Origin of the sequence: Paraburkholderia lebeckiae (genome assembly GCF_014201005.1) — a bacterium.
Lineage (GTDB): Bacteria > Pseudomonadota > Gammaproteobacteria > Burkholderiales > Burkholderiaceae > Paraburkholderia > Paraburkholderia tuberum.
In genome coordinates this window covers 390,071-410,572 of sequence record NZ_JACHDK010000004.1, presented here as the reverse complement: position 1 = coordinate 410,572, position 20,502 = coordinate 390,071, and the positions used below count along the sequence as shown (strand labels likewise).

Genomic DNA, 20,502 nt, shown 5'->3' with positions numbered 1-20,502 from the left:
ATGGAAGCCTATCCAATCGAAGTCGAATTTCCGGACCTCTCGGCGCACGCCGACGGCAATACCGGCATTGCATACGTCCACTCGTTCGACTCCGGCCAAGCCGGGCCGCACGTGATGATCAATGCGCTCACGCATGGCAACGAAGTGTGCGGCGCGATCACCGTCGACGCGTTGTTGCGCAGCGGCCTGCGCCCGCGCCGCGGCAAGCTCACGCTGTCGTTCGCGAACGTCGCCGCGTATGCGCGGTTCGATCCCGCGACACCAGACAAAGCGCGTTTCGTCGATCAGGACTTCAACCGCGTCTGGACCGCCGCGAAGCTCGACGATCTGGCGACCCGCTCGTCGGAACTCGATCGTGCGCGCGCGATGCGGCCGGTGATCGACACAGTGGATCTGCTGCTCGACCTGCATTCGATGCATGAAAAAAGCGCGCCGCTGATCGTCGCAGGGCCGCTGCGCAAGGGAGCCGACCTGGCCGAGCGACTCGGCACGCCCGCCACCGTGATTCAGGACGAAGGCCATCCCGAAGGCCGCCGGATGCGCGACTACGAGGGGTTCGGCGACGACACGAGTCCGAAGAATGCCCTGTTGATCGAATGCGGCCAGCACTGGGAAGCCAGCGCGGTGACGGTTGCGCGCGACTGCACCGCGCGCTTTCTGTTGCTGTCGGGCATCGTCGACGCAGCCGACCTGCCGCCCGGCTGGATCGCGCCGTTGCCCGACGAAATGCGCATCGTGCGCGTGACCGAACCGGTCGTCGCAAAGAGCATGGATTTCCGTTTCGCGGGCCCTTACACCGGCCTCGAGACGTTCGACAATGCCGGCACCGTGATCGCATGGTCCGACGGTCAGCCAGTCTCGACCCCGTACGATGACTGCATGCTCGTGATGCCCTCGCTGCGCCAGTTGCGCGCCGGTGTCACCGTGGTCCGGCTAGGCCGGATCGAGCGACGTATCGACCTCCGCTCACGACAACAGGAAACAGCGCAATGAAAGTTCAGCAGATCAGGCAAGCCGCGGAAGTCTCCGCACTGGAGGATTGGGGAACCGCGGGCCTGCCCGGTACCGAACCGTCGCGCGTATCGGGACGCCAGTACGTCATTCCCGGTCACGAAGCAATCGATACCGGCGTGTTCGAGTGCTCGCCCGGCACCTATCGGCGCTCCGTCAAGCAGGCGGAGGTGATGCATTTCATCAAGGGCAGTGGCACCTTCACGCCCGACGGAGAAGACACGGTCCGCTTCGCCGCCGGCGATACGCTATTTTTCCAAGCCAACACGGAAGGACTCTGGAACATCGATGAAACGCTGCGCAAGATCTATGTGATCTTCTGACGGCGTACGCACCCGGTATCCCGCTGCTCATGTCAATCATGGTTGCTCAAATATGCTAAGAATCGACGAAGTCCCGAATAGCGAGGGGTTCCCCGATCGCTGCGACGTAGCCGTGATCGGCGGCGGCATTATCGGCGTCAGCACGGCTTACGCGCTGGCACGGCGCGGCGTATCGGTCGTACTGCTCGAAAAAGGCATCATTGGCGCGGAGCAGTCGGGGCGCAACTGGGGTTGGGTGCGTCAGCAGAACCGCGACCTTTACGAGTTGCCGCTCGCGATGCAGAGCCTGAAGCGTTGGGGCGAGTTGAGCGACGAACTCGGCGAGGACATCGGTTTTCGGCGCAGCGGCATTCTGTACGGAAGCGAGCAGTCTGCCGACGTCGCCCAGTGGGAAACATGGCTCGGCAAGGCGCGCGCGCTCGGCTTCGACAGTCAGCTGCTGTCGGCTCGAGAACTGGCTGCGCGCGTTCCGCATAGTCGGGCGAAGTGGGCGGGCGGCGTGTGGTCGCATTCCGATGGACGCGCGGAGCCGTCGCGAGCAGCGGCCGCCATCGCAAGAGGCGCGCAACGACTCGGCGCGCGCGTGCATCAGACCTGTGCGGTTCGCGGACTCGACAGCAGCGCGGGTCGAATCTCCGGCGTATGGACCGAGCGCGGCCGGATTGGCGCGAGCAGCGTCGTGCTGGCCGGCGGCGCGTGGAGCGCCCTGTTCTGCCGGCACCATGGGATCGATCTGCCGGCGGTCAATGTGATCGGCACCGCGCTGCGCACGGCGGAAGCGCCGGCCGTGATAGACGGGTGCTTCTCCGGCCCGAACTTCGCGATGCGGCGGCTGGACGGCGGCTACACGATCGCGGTACCGGGCTATGGACGCATGGAGATCGCGCCACAGAACCTGCGGCACGCGGTCAAGTTTCGCCAGATGTTCCGCAGCAAACTCAACAAGAAGCTCAAATTCCGGCTCGCGCAACCTTTCTTCGGCGGCCCCGAAGGAAGCGCGGACTGGCGCAACGACGACATCTCTCCGTTCGAGGTGACGCGGGTTCTCAATCCTGCGCCCGATGCCGAGTGGCACACACGTGCACTACAAAACGTTGCGACGGTCTTTCCGGAACTGTCTGGATTGCGTATCGCCCATGCGTGGGCAGGCGCGATCGACACGATGCCCGATCTGGTGCCGGTGATGTCACGCGTGGAGAGCAAGCCGGGCCTTGTGATCGCTTCGGGGTTCAGCGGTCATGGATTCGGGCTGGGACCGGGAGCCGGCATGCTGGTTAGCCGCATCGTGACGGACGACGCGACAGGGATCGAGACACAGCCATATCGATTGACGCGCTTTAGCGATGGCACCCGGCTGGCGCAACCCGAGATGATGTAACACCTGACGTCGTACCTGCTTGCAGTCGAGAAAATCTATGGCATGCGATCGATGAACGGTTGATCGCGCAATCGTGGCGAACACTGACCACCAGACCATTGCAGTTGAGTGCCGACCACGCTTGATCCAATCTGCGCCAGCGCATGACCGATGACACGCGGGAATCGGGTTGTAATATCCTGCTAAAAAGGTCATCCGCGAGCGGCTTTGGGCAACCCCAATCGACCTCGACGGAGCCCATGGGGGGAACAGCATGAGGGGCTTCCTTCTGGCATTGGCTTGCGCGTGTGTGCTGCCGGCCGCCGCGGCGCAGGATTTATTGCCTGGCCCTGCGCCCGGAGCCCCGGTCGCCGCGACGGACTTCCTGGCCCTGGCCAGGCGAGTGGTCGACGCCGCTTCGCGACCCGCTACACCCTGGAACGGGCCACGCAAGGGGCCACCTGCGCAATCTGGAAAACACATCGCGGTCGTCGCCGAGGATTTGCGCAACGGCGGCATCCTCGGTGTGGTCGATGGTGTGCTGGAGGCGGCCAAGGTGATCGGCTGGCGCGTGAGGATCTTCGATTCCGCGGGTGCGGCCGACCTGCGTCTGAAGATGCTCGCGGATGCGCTGGCAAGCCGCCCCGACGGTCTGATCCTCGCCGGCGGCGACGCGCGCGCGCTGCTCCCCGCACTGCGGCCGTTTGCCGAGAACAGCATCCCGATCGTCGGCTGGCATGTCGCGGCCCCGGCCGGACCGGTGCCGGGCACGCCCGTCGCGATGAACGTGTCGACGGATCCGCGCGAGGTCGCGCGCGTGACCGCGCTCGCGGCCATCCTGCAGGCCGGCGGGCATGCGGGCGTCGTCATCTTCACGGATACCGATTTCCAGATTGCACGGGACAAGGCGCAGGCAATGGCTGCCGTCGTTCGCGCGTGCAGTGGCTGTACCCTCCTTGAAGTGCGCGACGTGGCGATTTCGCGCAGCCGGGAACTGGTGCCGGGGACGACACGCGCCCTGCTCGCGCGTTACGGCCCGCGCTGGACCTGTGCGCTGGCGATCAACGACATCTACTTTGACTACGCCGCCCCGGTGTTGACCCAGGCGGGAATGCCGAACGCTGCGATGATCATGCTGTCGGCTGGCGACGGCAGCGAGTCCGCCTTCCTGCGCATCCGCACCGGCACGTTCCAGACCGGCACCGTGGCCGAACCCCTGAATCTGCACGGCTGGCAACTGGTCGACGAAATGAACCGACTTTTCGCGGGCGTTGGCGTCACGGGTTATGTGACTCCGGTGCATCTCGTGACGGCGGACAATGTCGCCGCGGACGGCGGCGATCGTCTACTCTACGACCCTGACAACGGCTATCGCGACATCTATCGTCAGATCTGGCAACGACCGTGAAACTGCCTTTCCCACAATCGCTCACCGCTCAATTTGCGCTCGTTGTTTCGTGCCTGGCCGCGCTGGTGGTGGTCGTCGGAGCCACGACGATTTACTCGTTGACCGGTTCGGCCCACTCGATCCGCCAGCTGGCCGAAGAGCGGCTCACGCGCCTCGCGGATGCGCAGGATCTGGTACAGCGCACGCTGACGATCGAACGCCTCGCGTTGCAGTTGTCTCGCGACGATACGATCGATGCCGTGCGCGAGACCCATCGGCATGTGCTCGAACAGCTGGCATCCTTCGACCGCCTGGTTGACCGCCTGGCCTCCGCGAGCGCAAGCGACGACCCTGGGGTCGACGCGCTGACGCTTTACCGGTCGAGCCAACGCTTTCGCAACATCGTCAACATCGAGGCGCAGGTGCGCGAGACTGCGCTCGGCACCCGGGGTGCGCCGGCGGATGGGCAGCGGCCGGGCGTCTCGCTGACCAGCCTCGACAAGGACCTGCGCGGCGCGGCCGAGGCTCTGGCCGTCGCGGCGCAACGGCAGTCCGATTTATTGACGCGCGACTACCGCGAAGCAGTCCAGGATCTGGCCGTTCGCGCAGATCGCACACGCAAATGGGTGGCGGGTGGAGTCGCGGTGAGCCTGCTGCTCACCTGGCTAATCGCCCGCGAATTCCTCGGGCGCCATGTCGTGGCGCGCCTGCGCCGCGTCAGTCACTTTCTGCGGCACGGCGATGCCGGGAGCACGCAAGCCGGAGTCCCTGTGCATGGCGGCGACGAGATTGCCGATATGGCGCGCGCAGTCGAGCAGTTCCTTGAAGACCGGCGCCGGCGCCGCCAGGCCGAGGATGCGTTGAAGGAGCTCAACGCCGGACTCGAGGCGCGCGTCGCGCAGCGCACGGCCGAACTCAGTACGGCGCTTGCGGGTCAGGCGGCCGAGATCGCCGAACGTCAGCACGCCGAAGACGCCGTCCGGGAAAGCGAGAACTTTCTTAACAGCATCATCGAAAATATCCCGGACACGATCTTCGTCAAGGAGGCCGCGACCTTGCGCTTCGTGCGCTGCAACAAGGCGGCGGAGCAACTTCTCGGCTACCGGCGCGAGGAGCTCCTCGGCCGGTCCGTCCACGATCTGTTTCCCGCGGAGGAGGCTGAATTCTTCGCGCTCAAGGACCGGGCCGTGCTGAAGTCGCATCACATGATCGACATACAGGAAGAGCCGGTTCATACGCGACATGGAGTGCGCCTGCTGCACACCATGAAGATCCCGATCGCCGATGTGCGCGGCGTGCCGCAGTTCCTGCTCGGCATCTCACGCGACATCACGGAGCACAAGCAATCCGAAGAGGAATTGCGGCGCTATCGCGAGCACCTCGAAGACATGATCCGCGAACGGACGGCGGAACTCGCCGTGGCCAAGGAACATGCAGATACGGCCAACCAGGCAAAAAGCGATTTTCTCGCGCACATGAGCCACGAACTGCGTACGCCGCTGAACGCGATTCTTGGATACGCGCAGATCCTCACACGCGACACGACTCTCGATCAACGCCAGATCGACGGACTATCGGTCATCCAGCGCAGCGGCGAACACCTGCTGATGCTCATCGACGACATCCTGGATATAGCCAAGATCGAAGCTGGACGAATGGAACTCAATCTTTCCGACGTTCCGCTCGAACAGTTCGTCTATTTTGTTGCCGAGACGATTCGGGTCAAGGCAACGGAAAAGGGCCTGGCCTTCGATTGCGAGATGCCGCCCGATCTACCCGCGGCGGTCCGGGTGGACGAAATACGGCTGCGTCAGGCGCTGCTCAACCTGCTTTCCAATGCGATCAGATTTACCGAGCAGGGGAGCGTGCATCTGAGCGTCGCTTTTACGCCGCCCGCGCGTCTATGTTTCAAAGTGCAGGACACCGGCATTGGGATAGATGAAGGGCGCCAGGAGGAAATCTTCAGGCCTTTCGAGCAAGTGAGCGACAACCGGCACCGCTTTGGCGGCACGGGGCTCGGGCTCGCCATCAGCCGACAACTCGTACGCCTGATGGGCGGCGACATCCATATCGAGAGTCGTCGCGATATGGGCAGCGTCTTCTCGATCGAACTGGATGTCCAGGTGGTGGCGCCCCCGGCGGCTGTCGCCGCGTCCGGACGGATCGTGAGCGGCTACAAGGGGCCGCGCAAGGCTATCCTGGTCGCGGATGACGTGGCGGAGAACCGTGCCGTGATGGTCGATATGCTGAGGCCGCTCGGATTCGACATGGCGGAGGCTGGCAACGGATCCGAAGCTCTGGAGAAAACCCGCTCCCTGCATCCTGCGCTTGTCCTGATGGATGTGGTCATGCCCGGCATGGACGGGCTCGAAGCCACGCGTCGCCTGCGCCAGATGCCCGAGTTCCGGGATCTGCCCATCGTCGCAGTCTCCGCGAGCGCCTCGGGGACCGATGCGGCGCAAAGTCTCGCGGCCGGCGCAAACGCTTTTCTTGCCAAACCGATCGATTTCGGCCGGCTATTGTCCCATGTCGCGTCGCTCCTGAATGTCGAGTGGATCGACGAAGCTACCAAGGCGCAAGTCACTGGGGCGGGCCAAACGGCTGTACTCGCTGCCGCTCGTTTTACCGGGCCCTTGATCGCACCGCCGCAGGGGGAGATCGAAGCGCTGCACTACCTGGCGCGACTCGGCGACATGCGTGCCATCGTGCAACACGCCCAACACTTGAGCGAGCTCGACGAGCGCTATCGACCCTTCGCAGATCACCTTTGCCGGTTGGCGAAGGCTTACCGGTCCAAGGCGATCCTCAGCTTCGTCGAGCAATATCTGGAAAGGAGGCTACTGCGGTGATTCGCGCCTCAGAACGTGAACCGCATCATCCTTCGTTGACTACTCGACGATCATTCCGTGCCGGATCGCGTACCGGATCACCTCGGCGTTGTTGGAAAGCCCGAGTTTCTGCATCAGCCGCATCTTGTGTGTACTGATCGTTTTCGCGCTGAGGGCACACGCCTGGGCAATTTCATTGATGCTCCTGCCCGCCGCGAGCATCTGCAGGACCTGGAATTCGCGGTCCGACAGTACTTCATGCGGCGGCACGTCGCCGCGCTGTGTATCGAACACCATCGCATCGACGAGCTTCGGATCGATGAAACGGCCGCCGTCCGCGAGCTTGCGGATTGCCGCGAGCAGCACCTCCGGGTCACTGTCCTTGGTCAGATATCCCGTTGCTCCCGCGCGCAGCGCGCGAGACGCGACCTGAGCCTCGTCGTGAATGCTCAGCACCAGCACCGGCAACGAAGGATGCTCCGCCCGTACCCTGCGGATCAGGGCGACGCCGCTGATGCCGGGCATCGTCATGTCGAGCAATAGAAGATCGAGCGCGCACGAGCGCAGCTTGTCGATCACTTCCGCTCCTTGCGCCGCTTCCCCCGCAACGACGATATCGCTCGTGGTCGCGATGATCTGTCTGAGTCCGCCACGGACTATCGCATGATCGTCCGCAATGAGTATCCTGATCATGTTCGAGCTCCGCCATCGAGCGGAATATGAATCGAAACCATGGTGCCCGCGCCCGGCGAGCTGTCGATCGAAAGCGATCCGCCGATCAGCCGCGCGCGCTCGTTCATGCCGAGCAGGCCATATGAATAGTTGCGACTCACCACTTGCTGATCGAAGCCGCATCCGTCGTCACGCACCTGCAGCAAGAGCTGTGCAGCCGTCGAAACCAGCGTCACCTCGACACGTGTGGCGGCGGCATGACGCGCGACGTTCGTCAGCGAAGCCTGTGCAATGCGGAACAGGGCCGTCGCGTGGGCGTCGGACAGCGTGGGTTCGCCGCCTTCGATGCGCAATTCACACGCAATGGCATTGCGGCGGTTGAACTCGTCGACAAGCCATTCGAGCGCAGACACGATGCCGAAGTTAAGCGCCGCGGGCCGCAGGTGGCTCGCGACATTGCGCACCATCGAGATCGTGCCTTCGACCAGTTGGCGCATATCGTCGGCTTTTTTTGTCGCTTCCGCGTCGTGCGCGATGCGCATTTTGAGCAGAGACACGTCCATCTTGAGCGCGGTCAGCAATTGCCCCAGCTCGTCGTGAATTTCCATCGCAATGCGCTTTCTCTCCTCCTCGCGAATCGCCTCCATGTACGCGGACAGTTCGCGCTGCTGCTCGCGCGATTCGACGAGTTCCTGTTCCATCTGCTTGCGCCCCGTAATGTCGTTCAGGCCCACATAGATCGCGGGAGAATCGTCGTAAGTCGCGGCGCGCGCCGTCGCCATCGCCCAGAACCGGGTACCGTCCTGGCGCCGGAACTGTACCTCCGTGTTGCGCAAGCTACCCTTGGTCCGCAGATGTTCGATCAGACGCTCGCGCTCGCCCTGCTCGGCGTAGAAATCCGCGATATTGGCGGACAAGCCTTCGTCCATGCCGAAGAGTTCGCGCAACGGCTGGTTCGTGTACAGGATGTGCCCATGCGGCATCGAGGTGATGCACAGCGGCACCGGACTCGTTTCGACAATCGCGCGAAAGCGAGCCTCGCTTGCCTGCAGGCGCGCGTCCGCGCGCCGCCGCTCATCGATCTGCGCCCGCAAGTTGGCGTTGGCGCGCGCCAGCTCTTCGGTGCGCAATGCGACACGTCGCTCCAGTTCGTCGCGCGCTTGCGATAGCGCGGCCTCCGTTTCCTTGCGCACGGCAACTTCCGCTAGCAGTTGCCGGTTCTGCGCGAGAACCTGCTTGTGCATCACCCGCAGCTCGAGGTGCACGCCAACCCGCGCGACCATCTCATCGACGCGCAATGGCTTGGTCACATAATCGACACCGCCCACCAGAAAGCCTTCGACGCGGTCCTCGTTGTCCATCAGCGAGGTCATGAATATGACGGCGATATCGCGCGTGCGCTCGTCGCGCTTGAGGCGCCGACAAGTCTCGAAGCCGTTGATACCCGGCATCTTCACGTCCAGCAGGATCACATCGGGCTGCGAGAAGGCTGCGCGCTCCAACGCTTCGATACCGTCGAGCGCCACCAGTACGCGAATGCCGCGCGCCTCGAGACTGTCGACAACCACGCCAAGATTCCCCGGCGTATCGTCGACGATCAGAATCGTGCCCGTATACGCGACTGGAGCGGCGAGATGGCTCATGATGCGGTGTTCCCTTCGAGATACCGCTCAGCGGGTTGCAGGAGCCCGCTCCACCGTGCGTCGAAAATGTCGAGCGCCATATATCCCCGCGAGTGCCGCCGTTGTGGTTGTCCTATTCTGCACTCGATGCCGGCGCCTGGTCCATCACGCCCGCTCCGGGTTTCAAACGTCCGATGAAACAGCGCGCCCCGTGGCCTCACCGCCGCCGCATGCATGCCTGTAAGCAATTGCGCGCCTGCCCTGCGTTGCCGTTTGCTAGTTCAGCACCTCGCCCGCCACCGCGATCAGTCGGACCGTGCGCGGCAAGGTCAGTTCGTCGATGAGGTCGGCCACCTCGCACAGCGCGCGAAAGTCATACTCGTCGATCTGGTCCGCGTGATTGCGCCGCAACTCACGCATGGTTTCGCCCAGGCGCCTGAGCGCGTTGGTCGTGCTGTCTATCAATGGCCAGCAGTGCATCAAATACGCAAGCGACGTCACGCTGCGCGTCTCGCACCAGGTGTCGAACAGTCGCAGGCATATCGTGTCGATTTGCTCGATGACGTTTTCCCGCTCCGATAGATAGGCGATCATGATGCATCAATTCGACATTGCGTTTCGATGGATCATCATCTACGAGCAGAAAGTGTGTCGCATTCAGCGCAAGCTGGAAAATCAGGTGTGACTTCCTGATTCGCGGGTCAGGAAATCCTTAGTGCCATTCATGCTGAAAGCCCCCGCAGATGCGTAAAGGCCCTTAAATGCCGTTCCACATGCTGTTCCCGTTCAGGAAGTCCTGACGGCTGAAACCAGCGATTCCTGAAACGACATTCCGGCCGGCGCCGATTGGACGCACGCACCGATCGCCGTAGCATCGAATCATCGTGCATCGCGGGGAAAATCATGGCGGGCAACAGATCGCTGCGTTCTCAGGTCGAAAAACTCGTTGGCCCGACGGGGGGCCGAGGGGCACGCGTGCGTCTGCTGAACCGATCGCGCTCGGGTGGAACATGCCGGGTGTGCATTCAAATCGATCTGCCGACCGGGGCGTTTTCACTCTTCTTCTTTCGCCATGCCGACGGCGCATGGCACGTGTTTCCGCCGGGCCAGCGCCGTCCGGAAATGGGGATAGGCCGCATGGCGGCCTGATCGTTCAGCAAGCCGGGGAAACGCTCATGTACGACGACGCTTCGAACACACTGCCGCAGGACGTGATCGAACTGCGCGCGTGGCTCAACGACTGGTACGACCATGCATTCGCCGTAGGCTACGTCCATCCGCCCTTCACGCTCGACGAAGCGACAGCCGACCGGCTCGAAGGCTACTTCAAGGCGGGCCTGACGCCAGCCGAAGGCGCAATTCTGTTCTTTGGCGTCGTGCATTGAGAGGCGAGCGATGAAGGCGAAAGACGGTGAAGTCAATCAATGAAACATCACATTGTCGGGCGTTATCGCGGATTCGTCATCGAAGCGCACTTGGAGCCGCGGGCGGCCCGATTTTCCGATGGAATCGCGCTGACATATCGCGTCACGTGGTCGTTGCGTAGAAGAACACGAAAACAGCACGTCACCGGTGACTTAGCCGATGCCGCTACCTACGAGTCGGAAAGTGTTGCTCTCACGTGCGTCGACCGCAAGGCTCGCGCTCTCATCGATGCCATGCTAGCGAATCAGGAAGCGTTAAAAACCGTGGGGCTGTAACTCCGATGCCTGGAAGGCCCGCGCCTCGCGCAGCGTCAAGCGGACTCGAACGGTCACGAAAGAAAAACGGCTCGACTAGCCGCAGACATCCCTGCCTAGATACGCAGCGACCGCGCCTGTCACGGCGAAGCCAGGCAATTCCTCCGGCGACGCCAGATGCGCGGCGACGATCTCGCGATTATCGAGCCGCAGTTCGGGTAGGCAATCGAGGCGCAGTTCGAAGAAATGCACCCGGTCTCTTCGCCCGTCCCACATGCCGGCGGCGCTGCCTGCTGGCAGTAAGGGGGGAGACGCAAGTCCGATCTCCTCCTCCATCTCGCGCAGCGCCGCAGCAGCAGGTGTCTCACCGGCCTGGATACTGCCGCCCGGAAACCCCCATTCGGCGCGGTACGACGACTTCAGCAGCAACAGCGACCGACCGACGTAGATTGCTACTAACGCGCCCTCATGGCGAGGGCGTCGAAGGTGCCACCACGCGCGGGCGAGCGGAAATCCGAGGCGAAGCGCCATGCGCCAAACAGAGTCGATCAGCGCAGCCATCCGGGCGCGCTCAACGCTCGGCATGAGGTCTATCCTTTACTTTCATTGTCAACGGATCTTCCGATTCGCCAGCACACCCCGATTTCGCTGCTGGCCGCCGCCGGTCCCACGGCGTCCAGCCTCGTCCCCGCTTCAGATATCGCCGACCGAGAGTGGCAATTGCGGTTCGCTGACGCCCCCGGCGTTGATGAGCCTCACGTAGGTCACATATCTCGCCTCAGCGAGCGTCTGCGCCGCCACCAAGCTCCCGGGAAGCGGTGCCCTCAACTCATTTGGCAAAATATCCGTCAGCAACTGCTCATAGAGTACCCGGGCCGCCGGATCGCGGTAACGGTTTTCAATTTCCAGTTGCCCTGCCGTCGTCGCATAGTCGTAGTACTCGAGCTGGCTTCGACCCGAGATGGTTGTCGATTCCGGTCCCCAGAACGAATAGGTGCCGAGCTTGTTCGCCCGAGTGCGTACTCCGATGATATGCGTCGGCGTACTCGACGCGTTCGGTATGTACGACTCAGGCAGTGTTTCGTCGGTCGTGAAGGTGACATAGGGCCGACCGGCTGCCGAATCGCTTTTCAGCATCGGAACAAGATCATGCCTGCCGCCGTACAACTGCGCATAGTCGCCCGTTAGCCAATTGCGGTTGCCGCCATTGCCTATCGTAACCAGCATCGGAAGAATGTCGACCGAAGAAGTCAAACCGTCCCGGATCTTGTCGACATCGCCGGCATACTGTCCCGTCGGGTCAACCACAATCAGCGGGATGTTGTACGCCTCTTCGTGGCATGTCGAGGTCTTGCCGGAAACCATGCCGTGCGCGCCAGCGTATTCGCCGTGGTCGGACGTCAGGATAATGATCGTGTTGCGCGCGACCTCGTGAGGCAGCGAATCGACGATCTCACCAATCCGTTCGTCGACGTCTGTCAGTATCTGTGTGTAGGACTCGAGGCTACGCTTCCAGTAACTGAACGGCGATTTACCGATCCCTTTTGTTACGCCCTGGACCGGCACAGGGTATTCGGTAATAAGAAAATCAGTGCTGTCCGGATCATCCTGGACACCGCCCCAGATTGCCTCCTGGATCATTCTGTTGAATGCCTGAGCCGCCGGCTTGGTACGCTGGATGTGATCTGCCGACTCCCAGTTCGGCGGGACCGCAGCGTATGCCAACTCCGGTGGATTCTTGAGCGGATTGGTATTCCAATCGTAGTTCGGCGGCCCTACCGTGTAGTCCCGCCATTGCTGATAACCGTTCGGGTTGTAGTTCGAGTTCGCGAAATAATCGTGGTAGGTCTGAAATTCCGTTCCCGCCGGGAAGAACTCTTTGTCGTGAGGGTTGACGAGACCTACGGTCAAACACCACGGTCCCTCGTGCGGCTTGCGCTGGCTAAGCCAACCTACCGCCTGGTTGGCAATGTATTCGTCGCTGTAGTACAGGTTGGGTATATCGCCGACCGTGCCCTGCAGGTTGCTGCCAGTTGGATCAGGAAAGGTCATGGCCTGAAAACCATACTCCTGAAGCTCGCGCTGCCCCTGTATGGTGACCGACAGATGCCATTTCCCTATATATGGCGTCGAATAACCGAAGTTGCGAAGGAGCTTGCCATAAGTCGGAAACGCCCGGCTAAGCGCTGGTTGAAGTGAAGCTTTACTTGACGGGTTATCGAAGATTGTTGTCAGCACCCAGTTTTGCTGTGAATAAAGCCCGGTGACCAAAGTGCCGCGCGCTGGGGTACATGCTGAGGCGGCCGTGTAGTGCCCCGAGAACTTCACACCCTTTCTCCACAGCGCATGCGTTCGAGGCATGAAATGCCTGAGAAAATCGCCGGGGCTGCTTATTCCCGCCGGGAACACGCGCGGGTAGCGCATCTCGTCAAGCAGAATGAACAGGATGTTGGGGGTTCCCTTGTGCGCAGCGTTTCCCGCGGCCGACCCGGACGCGCCAGGCGCAAGTTTTGGCGTAGTCAGTGCAGCGCCAATCGCCGATGTCTTCTTGATAAATTCGCGACGATCCATAATCGTTTCTCCATGTTAGATAGAACGACAAAGGCATCTGCCCTGTCGCGTTGCAGCGCAGTGGAGGCGATTCAATCAGAGTGATTTATATGAAGAGACCCGCGTTCGGTCTCCTCTGGATCTTTAAATTAAAAGTATCCGCGGTCCGTTTTTCTGAATTGATATTTTTCAGACCTGAGCCGGCAAAGAGAGGATGCGGGGAAGGCTGTGCGTTGATGCTAGTTTCTTCTGCTCACGAAGGAAGCGGAAACGTCGAGATATGTGCGGTAGCGCACATTTTGTCGCAAACGAAACAACGGCGTTCCGTTCCCGTCCTGGTCTCGCCAGTAATGAGCACGGGTACCGACGTATCCGCGAGCAGCAGATCTTTCGCGTACCTCGAGCTCGACGAGAGGTTCACCGCCGGGAGCAGCAGGGTCAGTCGATCTTCCTCGCCGCACATGCAAGCATCGCGCCACCGATTTGCTGATTGCCACGAGTCAGCAGCATCTCGGCAGGGCCGCGAATATCACGCGCATGCTTGTGTTGACCGAGTTTGCGCTTTCCGACCAGCCGCGTGATCTCGACTTCGAGACCAACGATTCCATCGAGTTGCTCTTCCGGATAATCGGCCGGAGCATCGCCCATCTTCCAAGGCTTCGCTTCCGATCTTCGTGCGAGCGGGTAAGCCGTGCAACCACGCTGCGGACGAACTTCTCATCGTCGCGGATGCGAATCCGGCCGTGCACATGGACGACGACATAGTTCCAGGTCGGCACCTGTTTATGGTGCTCATGCTTGCTCGGATACCACGTCGACGAGACGTAGACGTCGCCGGCGTTGAAGACAACCAGTACTTCATCATTGTCCGCCACGTCCACGTCCCGCCAGACCGGATTCGCGCGCGCGACATGCGCTTGCAGCGTTCCAAACCCGGCTGGCCTGGTGTTGGGATTCAGTGGGTTCAGCCATGCGCAAATGACATCGTCTGCGGAGCGACTCGCCGATCTCATTCATGAACTCGCGCAGACGACTGCAACTCGCCACAGCGCGAAGCGGCGAAGGGCTTCGCGAACCGGGGCGTGAATCGCTGCGTCTCTAACACGGAGACGATCGGTCAGGTGATGCTCACGCCTGGATACAGTTGTGGAGTTCGAATGGTCGCGCGATGGTGGCCGGATTCGGCATGCGAAAAGACGTGGACGACGCCGGGCACGCCCTCGCCGTCTACTGGCCCCGACAGGCCATTTCATTCTGCTGGATCCGAACTACGGGCTGCGGCATCGGAGCGAACTCGCTCATTTCTATTCCCATCCGCGCTGTTGCGGGGACTGGGCGGCGACCTCCTCAAGTCGCCGCCGCCTGCGCTTACGGCAAGGTGATCTGACGGGTGAATTCGGCTGTCAGGTTGGGACCTGTGGCTGTGCCGAATACCGGGTAGATGGTCTTGGGCCCGCTCGCAGTCAGACCCATGTAATCGCCGAGGAAATGGCCACGCGCCACAGGAGCGTTGAGTATGTTGAACGAGGCCGTGGTCAGTCGTTGCTCGTTGCCCCAGTTTGCGGAGCTCGTGCACGCGGACGAGGTCGGGCAGAACAGCGCGAAATTGTCCGTGCCCTCGACGCCGGCAGGCGTGTTCGTGTCGTTACGAAAGTCGTAGTAGGTCACCGCCACCGTCTTGCCGTCGCCCGACGCCACCACCGCGGGGATGAAGGCCTGTTGACGGCACGGGTTCGCGGCATTGGCCGGCGTCTTGTTGATCATCACCGGCGTCGACCAGGTGGCCCCGCCGTCATCCGACTCGCTGAAGACGATCCCGGTGATCGCGATTGACCCGGCCCCGGGCGTGGTGCAGGTGGCTGTCGAAAAGCGATTGTCCTGCCACGCGAGATAGATTGCCCCCGTGACCGGGTTCACAGCGACACTGAAAAGAATGGCGGCATCGCGTATCGGCTGGCCGGTGTCCGGCGTGACCACTCCCAGGGTGCGCACCTGAATATCGTTGACGAACGTCGGCGTGCTCCAGCTCGCGCCCTTATCCGTGGACTTTATATAGCCGATGCTGAGCCCCGAGTTTGTGACATTGATTGCAGTGAAGAAGTCACTCAGGGTCCCATCATGCAACACCCGTACAGTGTTGTTGATCGTCTGCGCGTTCGTGCCCGGTTGATAGATCGGGGCGGCCGTGCTCCAGGTCACGCCGTTGTCGATGGACCGCGAGAAGAAGCTCGGGCCGGTGAAATTGAACTTGGAGACCGGAGCACCACCCGCTGCACCGTTGCGCAATTGACGCGCGATCTCGACACCGTCGTTTCCCGCGAGCAACTGATCGCCGGCCTGGGTTGGCGGGAAAACGCTCAGTTGATCCCACACCGCATAGACGTAACCGTTCGCCGTCGGATCGGCGGTGAGCGAGTTCTTGTCATTGAGCGCGTGCGGCGAGTTGGTGCGGATCAGCGTCACGGGCGCCTGCCAGCTCGCGCCGTGGTCGACTGAGCGGCTGACCAGCAACCCGCTATTGCGCGCCCCAAACGGAGTGGTCGGCTTCATCGGGTCAAACACCAACGACAGGAAGAACGCGGTTCCGTCTTGCGCGAAGTCTACCCACGGATCGGAGGCGCGACGGAATTTGCCCCCGGCGCAATCGGTAACGCCGGATGGGATCGTATTGGTCCATGTGCTGCCCGCATTGGTGGAGACGACGCCGACGAGTCCGCGTGAGCCGCCGTCGTCCCAGCGGTCCTGCTGATGGCCGACGAGTAGGCGGGACGGGTTGGTCGGATCGGCCGCAACCCATGGCTCGATCGACGTGGCCGGAAACAGGACGCTCCCGAATGCGGACTCCTGTGCGTTAATCTGGTCCGCGGTGCATCCGCTGAATGGATCGCCCGCGGCCACCGTGACGAGCGGGCCGACCACTTGCGCCTCGGCACCTGGGACGATCGCGCACGTAAGCGCGATGAAGCTGCCACCTGCAAAACCGCGGGAAGCGGAACGGGATAGCCGTCTGAAAATCGATGTCATGTCGTGCCTCGCGAAAAGGGTAATACGCTTGCGCATTGGCGGGCATCCGTCACCGGCATCCATGTGAAAACCGATTGTTCTTGCTACCGCCCCTCGAGAGTTGCATCGATGCACGTCCGATGCCCAACCATGGAGACACACTAGGACGCGGGCGCCGGATTTGTGTGAAAAATTCCTGACGGATGCTATTTGGGACGCCCCATCCTTATTTCTATTGATGTGGTATGGGGCTTGCAGCAGGACGATGGAAGCATGTATGCGCTTGAAGAAGCAGCATGGCGCCTCAAACCAGATTCGATGGCGTAACTGCCGCCGATCAGGTTCATGGCAGGAAGGAGGTCACTGCATCGGCGCCCTGGTTTTAGATGACCGGGCCGGACGACATTGACGAGGTGAACTGGCGAGATGTGTCTGACCGGAACCAACGCCGCAATGCGGTACTATCGGCGCACGGCGCGTGCCTCGATCTGCGTCCGGCTTCGCCGTTATCTGGTTGGGGAACCCGCAGAGCTTTGGGCCTGTTTAGAGGCCCGGCAGTCCACCTGTGCGCGATACTTCGAAGAGTCGCAGATGAAATGGCCATCGAGATGGATCAGCGCGATCATGGCAGCCTTCGCGGTCGCTGTCGTGCTTGCTCTACCGCTGCCTGAGTCCGTCGACCTGACGACGAAGATTGTCACCGTGATCTTGATCGAGCGACCGGATTTGGTCGTTTTCGACTACGTGACGACACCCGCGCACTGGCCCGACTGGCACCCGTCTTCACTATCGGTAAGGGGGGCGACCGACCACCCGTTGAGCGTTGGTGAACAGGTCGCGGAAGAATTTCGCGTGGCGGGTCGGCGAGGAAGCGTCGTGTGGACGGTTGCTGTGCGGGACCGTCCGCGCAAATGGGTCATCGTCGGCACGATAGATGGCAAGTCCGCCGGCGCGGTGAGCTACTTCCTGAGGCCCGTAGCGTCCGGGACGCGATTTGAGCGTGAGTTCGTGTACCGCTCCCCGTCACTATGGTTTGCAGCGGTGAATGTCTTGTTCGTGCGCGCGCGAATCCAGCAGGAGTCCGAAGAGGCACTCGCGCGACTGAAGAAAACGTTGGAAACGATGCCGTAGACCGGAGTGCACCGGCAATCGGATGGCTCGCCCGCTTCCCGACATGGCAGACGCAGCGCTGGTGCATCGATGTCTTGCCAACAGGCTGGCGGATGGCGCGGAAAGGGACGAAAGACGGCCCGTGAGCCTTGCAGCGCCGAGCTGACGCAGGACTATCGCGAGGTCGAAGTAGACCTTTTCGCAGACCAGATCGGCGCCGTCGAAGACGTAAATCAATGCGCTCTGTACTTCCATCGGCTTGCCCGTTGCGGCAATCCCGGCCCCTGCGCCACGATGTGTCGCGCCGAATCTGGCCTCTACAACGACGACATCGTCGCTGTAGTGGACAGCGTCCTTCTTTAAACTGCTTCGCGATGTCCGACCGTCTCCTCCAACGAACAGCTTGCCGTCCTGCGCCGGACCACGGTCGTCATGCTTTGTCCCCGCGGTCAGGACCCGGTGCGTGCGCGCGATTCCTGGGACACGAATCTCCTGAATCGAAGTTCACCTTGCTGGAGCACTTCAAATTCCACACCGGTCTCCTGAATGACGAACAGCGCAGTCGCAAGTGTGTTCTCGTCGTCCGGGTCAGCAGGGTCATCGCGATAAATAGGCAGACCTTTCGACGCCTTGTCCGAGAGTACCTCCAGGAGACTCGACCCGCCGATGTTCGATAGACTTGGAAGAAGCTCACCGAGTCGGGTCTGCCGGTCGCGGGACGAGTCCGTGACAATCTGCTCCTCGTTGTCACAGCCGACATGGACAAGGTGGTTGGCGTGCCCGCACAGACGGGCCACCTCCGTAACGGAGCAGCGCTGTACAGTTGCTTCGATGCTGAGCAGCCGTGGGTCCCCGACGCAACCCAGCGTGTGGTGAAAGCCGCTGGCACGTGGCACACCATCGAGCACCCTGATGGCGGCGTCAAGTGAAGCGACGTCGAGCACCGCGCGGGTGAGCACCATGCGGGGCACCCCAACGGCGGGCTTCCTGATTCGCAGGTTGTTGATGGCCTGTACCAGTCCGGCACGGTTTACTGCGAAGGTATGTCCGGGCAGGGAGCCCGGGTAGTAGAAGCTCACGAACCCGGGCTTGCCGGTTGGACGAATGTCCACGAGCTCGCACTTGTCGCGCAGATACGGGTCGCCATCCTCGTTATGCGCGATGAGCCGCTCATTTGGCGACCAGGCAGCCAGTGTCGTGCAACCGTCCGGCGCGTTGTGAATCAACTCTCCCCGGCAGTTCCACAGGAACACGTCCTCGGCGGACCATCCCATGCCTGCCGCCATCCCTTCGATTTCTGCGACATGGTCCGGGAACGCACTTTCGGCAGCCTGGCGCAAGGCTCGCACGAACGCGTGCCCGCGCCATCGGCTGACCGCCTGCCAGGCGACGCTTTGGCCCATGTACGCACCCATTACCGGCCGGGCCAGTGAGCCGAGGGCGTATCCGATTTCGTACGGAGAGCCGGAAATGACGGCGGGAGTGAGAACCTTCATATAGGACATAACCTCGCTTAGGACACGTGCTGCAAAAAGTCTTTCAGTCGCTGTGTAGGTGGAGTGTGGATGAGCGCGGCCGGTTGCCCGTCCTCGGCGATGCCGCCCTGGTCCATGAACAGCAGGCGCGTGCCGACGCGCTTCGCGAAGCCGATTTCATGCGTCACGACAATCATGGTCATGCCCTCGTTGGCGAGGTCCTGCATGACCTTGAGGACTTCGTGACGAAGCTCCGGGTCCAGCGCCGAGGTTGGCTCGTCGAACAGCATCAACTTGGGCCTGATGGCCAGGGCGCGGGCAATCGCGACGCGCTGCTGTTGTCCCCCAGACAACTCGGACGGGTAATGATTGGCGCGCGCTTCGAGGCCCACCTTGTCCAGCAATGCCATTGCCTGGTCGCGCGCCTCGGCTCGCGATGCTCCGCGCACCTGGATAGGGCCGAACATGACATTCTCCAGCGCCGTCATCTGCGGAAACAGGTTGAACTGCTGGAAGACCATGCCGGCCTCGAGCCGGATGTTACGAACCACGGAGGCGTTGCCCTTGACGCTCTGCCCGTCGACCAGCAAGTCTCCGCCCGAGATTTTTTCCAGCACGTTGATACAGCGAAGCATCGTGGACTTGCCCGAGCCGGACGGACCGACGACAACCACAACTTCGCCGCTTTCGATGCGCAGGCTGATGTCCTTGAGCACGGCCACGTGGCCGAAGCTCTTCGAGACCGCCTTGAATTCGACCATGTTCATAGGATGCTCATCCTTCTTTCAACGAGACGCAGTGTGAGCGTCATCACGCCAGTCAGAATCAGATAGATGACGGCAACCGCGGTCCAGATCTCCACGGCGCGGAAATTTCCCGCGATGATTTCTTGGCCCTTGCGTGTCAGTTCGCCCACACCTATGACGATAAAAAGGGACGTGTCCTTCAGGCTAACGATGCACTGGTTGCCGAGCGGCGGAATCAACCTGCGAAAGGCCAGCGGACCGACAATCTTTAGGAGGACACGTGGCATGGACAGACCCATCGCAAGACCGGCTTCCGTGAGGCCTTTGGAGATGGACAGCAGCGCGCCGCGCACCACTTCGGCAAGATAGGCGCCCGAATTTACCGTTATCGCGATGATGGCGGCAGTCAGGCCATCGATTCGGATATGCGCAAGCAGCGGCAGGGCGAAGTACAGAAACATGACCTGCACGACAATCGGCGTACCCCGGATCAGCTCAATGTAGGCCTGAGCCAGAATGTTCAGTGCGACAGGCCCATACGCCCGGAACATCCCGGCGATCATACCGACGATGAAACCACCGACAAGCCCGACAACTGCAATAAAGACTGTGAGCTTCACGCCGTCCAGCAAGTCTGGAAGTGCCGCTCCGATAACTGACCAGTCGAATTCCACAAGGCGCTCCTGATTGTTCCGTTGCCAGCGCGACGGTCATGACCGCCGCGCCCCCATTTCCGACA

19 protein-coding genes and 1 pseudogene are annotated in these 20,502 nt (G+C 61.8%); 9 read left to right on the top strand and 11 right to left on the bottom strand.

Features of this window, described 5'->3' with window-relative positions; translation table 11 throughout:
• The 5 genes from HDG39_RS11035 (at position 1) to HDG39_RS11015 (ending at position 6,927) form a co-directional block, all read left to right on the top strand.
• Entirely contained in the window at positions 1-993 is a 993-nt protein-coding gene (locus HDG39_RS11035; protein ID WP_184005804.1) for a M14 family metallopeptidase, read from the top strand.
• Positions 990-1,334 (top strand): cupin domain-containing protein, encoded by a 345-nt coding sequence (locus HDG39_RS11030; RefSeq protein WP_018422376.1) that lies wholly within the window; start codon positions 990-992, stop codon positions 1,332-1,334. Before HDG39_RS11035 ends, HDG39_RS11030 begins: the two co-directional genes overlap by 4 nt.
• Before the next feature lie 52 nt (positions 1,335-1,386).
• The gene (locus HDG39_RS11025) at positions 1,387-2,712 is read left to right on the top strand and encodes an NAD(P)/FAD-dependent oxidoreductase (protein ID WP_184005803.1); all 1,326 of its coding nucleotides are present in this window, start codon (positions 1,387-1,389) and stop codon (positions 2,710-2,712) included.
• A 253-nt stretch (positions 2,713-2,965) separates the two neighbouring features.
• A complete protein-coding gene (locus HDG39_RS11020) occupies positions 2,966-4,099 on the top strand; it encodes a substrate-binding domain-containing protein (RefSeq protein WP_184005801.1) in 1,134 nt (377 codons plus the stop codon).
• Positions 4,096-6,927 (top strand): ATP-binding protein, encoded by a 2,832-nt coding sequence (locus tag HDG39_RS11015; protein WP_184005799.1) that lies wholly within the window; start codon positions 4,096-4,098, stop codon positions 6,925-6,927. The genes HDG39_RS11020 and HDG39_RS11015 overlap by 4 nt, the downstream gene beginning before the upstream one ends.
• 39 nt (positions 6,928-6,966) lie before the next feature.
• Here HDG39_RS11015 and HDG39_RS11010 read toward each other — a convergent pair whose 3' ends face one another.
• The 3 genes from HDG39_RS11010 to HDG39_RS11000 form a co-directional block, all read right to left on the bottom strand.
• The gene (locus HDG39_RS11010) at positions 6,967-7,599 is read right to left on the bottom strand and encodes a response regulator (protein WP_018422380.1); all 633 of its coding nucleotides are present in this window, start codon (positions 7,597-7,599) and stop codon (positions 6,967-6,969) included.
• Positions 7,596-9,221 carry a response regulator gene (locus tag HDG39_RS11005; RefSeq protein WP_184005797.1) on the bottom strand — a complete coding sequence of 542 codons (1,626 nt, stop codon included), beginning with the start codon at positions 9,219-9,221 and terminating at the stop codon, positions 7,596-7,598. The genes HDG39_RS11010 and HDG39_RS11005 overlap by 4 nt, the downstream gene beginning before the upstream one ends.
• A gap of 255 nt (positions 9,222-9,476) precedes the next feature.
• On the bottom strand, positions 9,477-9,794 hold the full coding sequence (locus tag HDG39_RS11000; RefSeq protein WP_184005795.1) for a hypothetical protein: 318 nt from the start codon (positions 9,792-9,794) through the stop codon (positions 9,477-9,479).
• A 309-nt stretch (positions 9,795-10,103) separates the two neighbouring features.
• On the opposite strand from HDG39_RS11000, the gene HDG39_RS10995 reads away from it, so the two are divergent.
• From HDG39_RS10995 to HDG39_RS10985, 3 genes are read left to right on the top strand one after another with little or no spacing between them, the layout of a single operon-like run.
• On the top strand, positions 10,104-10,349 hold the full coding sequence (locus tag HDG39_RS10995) for a hypothetical protein (RefSeq protein ID WP_026226136.1): 246 nt from the start codon (positions 10,104-10,106) through the stop codon (positions 10,347-10,349).
• Between the two features lie 26 nt (positions 10,350-10,375).
• Complete coding sequence (locus tag HDG39_RS10990) at positions 10,376-10,585, top strand: hypothetical protein (RefSeq protein WP_018422385.1); 210 nt, start codon at positions 10,376-10,378, stop codon at positions 10,583-10,585.
• A gap of 39 nt (positions 10,586-10,624) precedes the next feature.
• Positions 10,625-10,900: a hypothetical protein gene (locus HDG39_RS10985; protein WP_184005793.1), complete on the top strand. Its 276-nt coding sequence runs from the start codon at positions 10,625-10,627 to the stop codon at positions 10,898-10,900.
• A gap of 75 nt (positions 10,901-10,975) precedes the next feature.
• Here the strand turns inward: HDG39_RS10985 and HDG39_RS10980 are convergent, their stop codons facing one another.
• From HDG39_RS10980 to HDG39_RS10965, 4 genes and pseudogenes are all read right to left on the bottom strand, one after another.
• Positions 10,976-11,464, bottom strand: a complete 489-nt coding sequence (locus HDG39_RS10980; protein ID WP_184005791.1) for an NUDIX domain-containing protein — start codon at positions 11,462-11,464, stop codon at positions 10,976-10,978.
• A gap of 108 nt (positions 11,465-11,572) precedes the next feature.
• Positions 11,573-13,450, bottom strand: coding sequence for a sulfatase-like hydrolase/transferase (locus HDG39_RS10975; protein ID WP_184005789.1), 1,878 nt, complete (start codon positions 13,448-13,450; stop codon positions 11,573-11,575).
• A 417-nt stretch (positions 13,451-13,867) separates the two neighbouring features.
• Positions 13,868-14,364: pseudogene (locus tag HDG39_RS35050) on the bottom strand (FMN-binding negative transcriptional regulator); the annotation flags it as partial.
• Between the two features lie 433 nt (positions 14,365-14,797).
• Entirely contained in the window at positions 14,798-16,489 is a 1,692-nt protein-coding gene (locus HDG39_RS10965; protein WP_260327696.1) for a sialidase family protein, read from the bottom strand.
• 534 nt (positions 16,490-17,023) lie between these two features.
• Here HDG39_RS10965 and HDG39_RS10960 point away from each other — a divergent pair.
• Positions 17,024-17,563 (top strand): SRPBCC family protein, encoded by a 540-nt coding sequence (locus HDG39_RS10960; RefSeq protein ID WP_184005785.1) that lies wholly within the window; start codon positions 17,024-17,026, stop codon positions 17,561-17,563.
• On the opposite strand, the gene HDG39_RS35825 is transcribed toward HDG39_RS10960, so the two are convergent.
• From HDG39_RS35825 to glnP, 4 genes are read right to left on the bottom strand one after another with little or no spacing between them, the layout of a single operon-like run.
• The gene (locus HDG39_RS35825) at positions 17,459-17,944 is read right to left on the bottom strand and encodes an ester cyclase (protein WP_409259219.1); all 486 of its coding nucleotides are present in this window, start codon (positions 17,942-17,944) and stop codon (positions 17,459-17,461) included. The genes HDG39_RS10960 and HDG39_RS35825 overlap by 105 nt on opposite strands.
• A 47-nt stretch (positions 17,945-17,991) precedes the next feature.
• Positions 17,992-19,038: a C45 family autoproteolytic acyltransferase/hydrolase gene (locus HDG39_RS10950; protein WP_184005783.1), complete on the bottom strand. Its 1,047-nt coding sequence runs from the start codon at positions 19,036-19,038 to the stop codon at positions 17,992-17,994.
• 17 nt (positions 19,039-19,055) lie between these two features.
• Positions 19,056-19,784 (bottom strand): glutamine ABC transporter ATP-binding protein GlnQ, encoded by a 729-nt coding sequence (gene glnQ / locus HDG39_RS10945; RefSeq protein WP_184005781.1) that lies wholly within the window; start codon positions 19,782-19,784, stop codon positions 19,056-19,058.
• The gene (glnP, locus tag HDG39_RS10940; RefSeq protein ID WP_184005779.1) at positions 19,781-20,437 is read right to left on the bottom strand and encodes a glutamine ABC transporter permease GlnP; all 657 of its coding nucleotides are present in this window, start codon (positions 20,435-20,437) and stop codon (positions 19,781-19,783) included. The genes glnQ and glnP overlap by 4 nt, the downstream gene beginning before the upstream one ends.
• Between the last annotated feature and the right edge of the window lie 65 nt (positions 20,438-20,502).

Excerpts from the sequence above, each read along its gene's own strand:
- HDG39_RS11035 (WP_184005804.1), top strand. The coding sequence starts at position 1 with ATGGAAGCCTATCCAATCGAAGTCGAATTTCCGGACCTCTCGGCGCAC.
- HDG39_RS11030 (WP_018422376.1), top strand. The coding sequence starts at position 990 with ATGAAAGTTCAGCAGATCAGGCAAGCCGCGGAAGTCTCCGCACTGGAG.
- HDG39_RS11025 (WP_184005803.1), top strand. The coding sequence starts at position 1,387 with ATGCTAAGAATCGACGAAGTCCCGAATAGCGAGGGGTTCCCCGATCGC.
- HDG39_RS11020 (WP_184005801.1), top strand. The coding sequence starts at position 2,966 with ATGAGGGGCTTCCTTCTGGCATTGGCTTGCGCGTGTGTGCTGCCGGCC.
- HDG39_RS11010 (WP_018422380.1), bottom strand. The coding sequence starts at position 7,599 with ATGATCAGGATACTCATTGCGGACGATCATGCGATAGTCCGTGGCGGA.
- HDG39_RS11005 (WP_184005797.1), bottom strand. The coding sequence starts at position 9,221 with ATGAGCCATCTCGCCGCTCCAGTCGCGTATACGGGCACGATTCTGATC.
- HDG39_RS11000 (WP_184005795.1), bottom strand. The coding sequence starts at position 9,794 with ATGATCGCCTATCTATCGGAGCGGGAAAACGTCATCGAGCAAATCGAC.
- HDG39_RS10995 (WP_026226136.1), top strand. The coding sequence starts at position 10,104 with ATGGCGGGCAACAGATCGCTGCGTTCTCAGGTCGAAAAACTCGTTGGC.
- HDG39_RS10990 (WP_018422385.1), top strand. The coding sequence starts at position 10,376 with ATGTACGACGACGCTTCGAACACACTGCCGCAGGACGTGATCGAACTG.
- HDG39_RS10985 (WP_184005793.1), top strand. The coding sequence starts at position 10,625 with ATGAAACATCACATTGTCGGGCGTTATCGCGGATTCGTCATCGAAGCG.
- HDG39_RS10980 (WP_184005791.1), bottom strand. The coding sequence starts at position 11,464 with ATGCCGAGCGTTGAGCGCGCCCGGATGGCTGCGCTGATCGACTCTGTT.
- HDG39_RS10975 (WP_184005789.1), bottom strand. The coding sequence starts at position 13,450 with ATGGATCGTCGCGAATTTATCAAGAAGACATCGGCGATTGGCGCTGCA.
- HDG39_RS10965 (WP_260327696.1), bottom strand. The coding sequence starts at position 16,489 with ATGCGCAAGCGTATTACCCTTTTCGCGAGGCACGACATGACATCGATT.
- HDG39_RS10960 (WP_184005785.1), top strand. The coding sequence starts at position 17,024 with ATGAAATGGCCATCGAGATGGATCAGCGCGATCATGGCAGCCTTCGCG.
- HDG39_RS10950 (WP_184005783.1), bottom strand. The coding sequence starts at position 19,038 with ATGAAGGTTCTCACTCCCGCCGTCATTTCCGGCTCTCCGTACGAAATC.
- glnQ (WP_184005781.1), bottom strand. The coding sequence starts at position 19,784 with ATGAACATGGTCGAATTCAAGGCGGTCTCGAAGAGCTTCGGCCACGTG.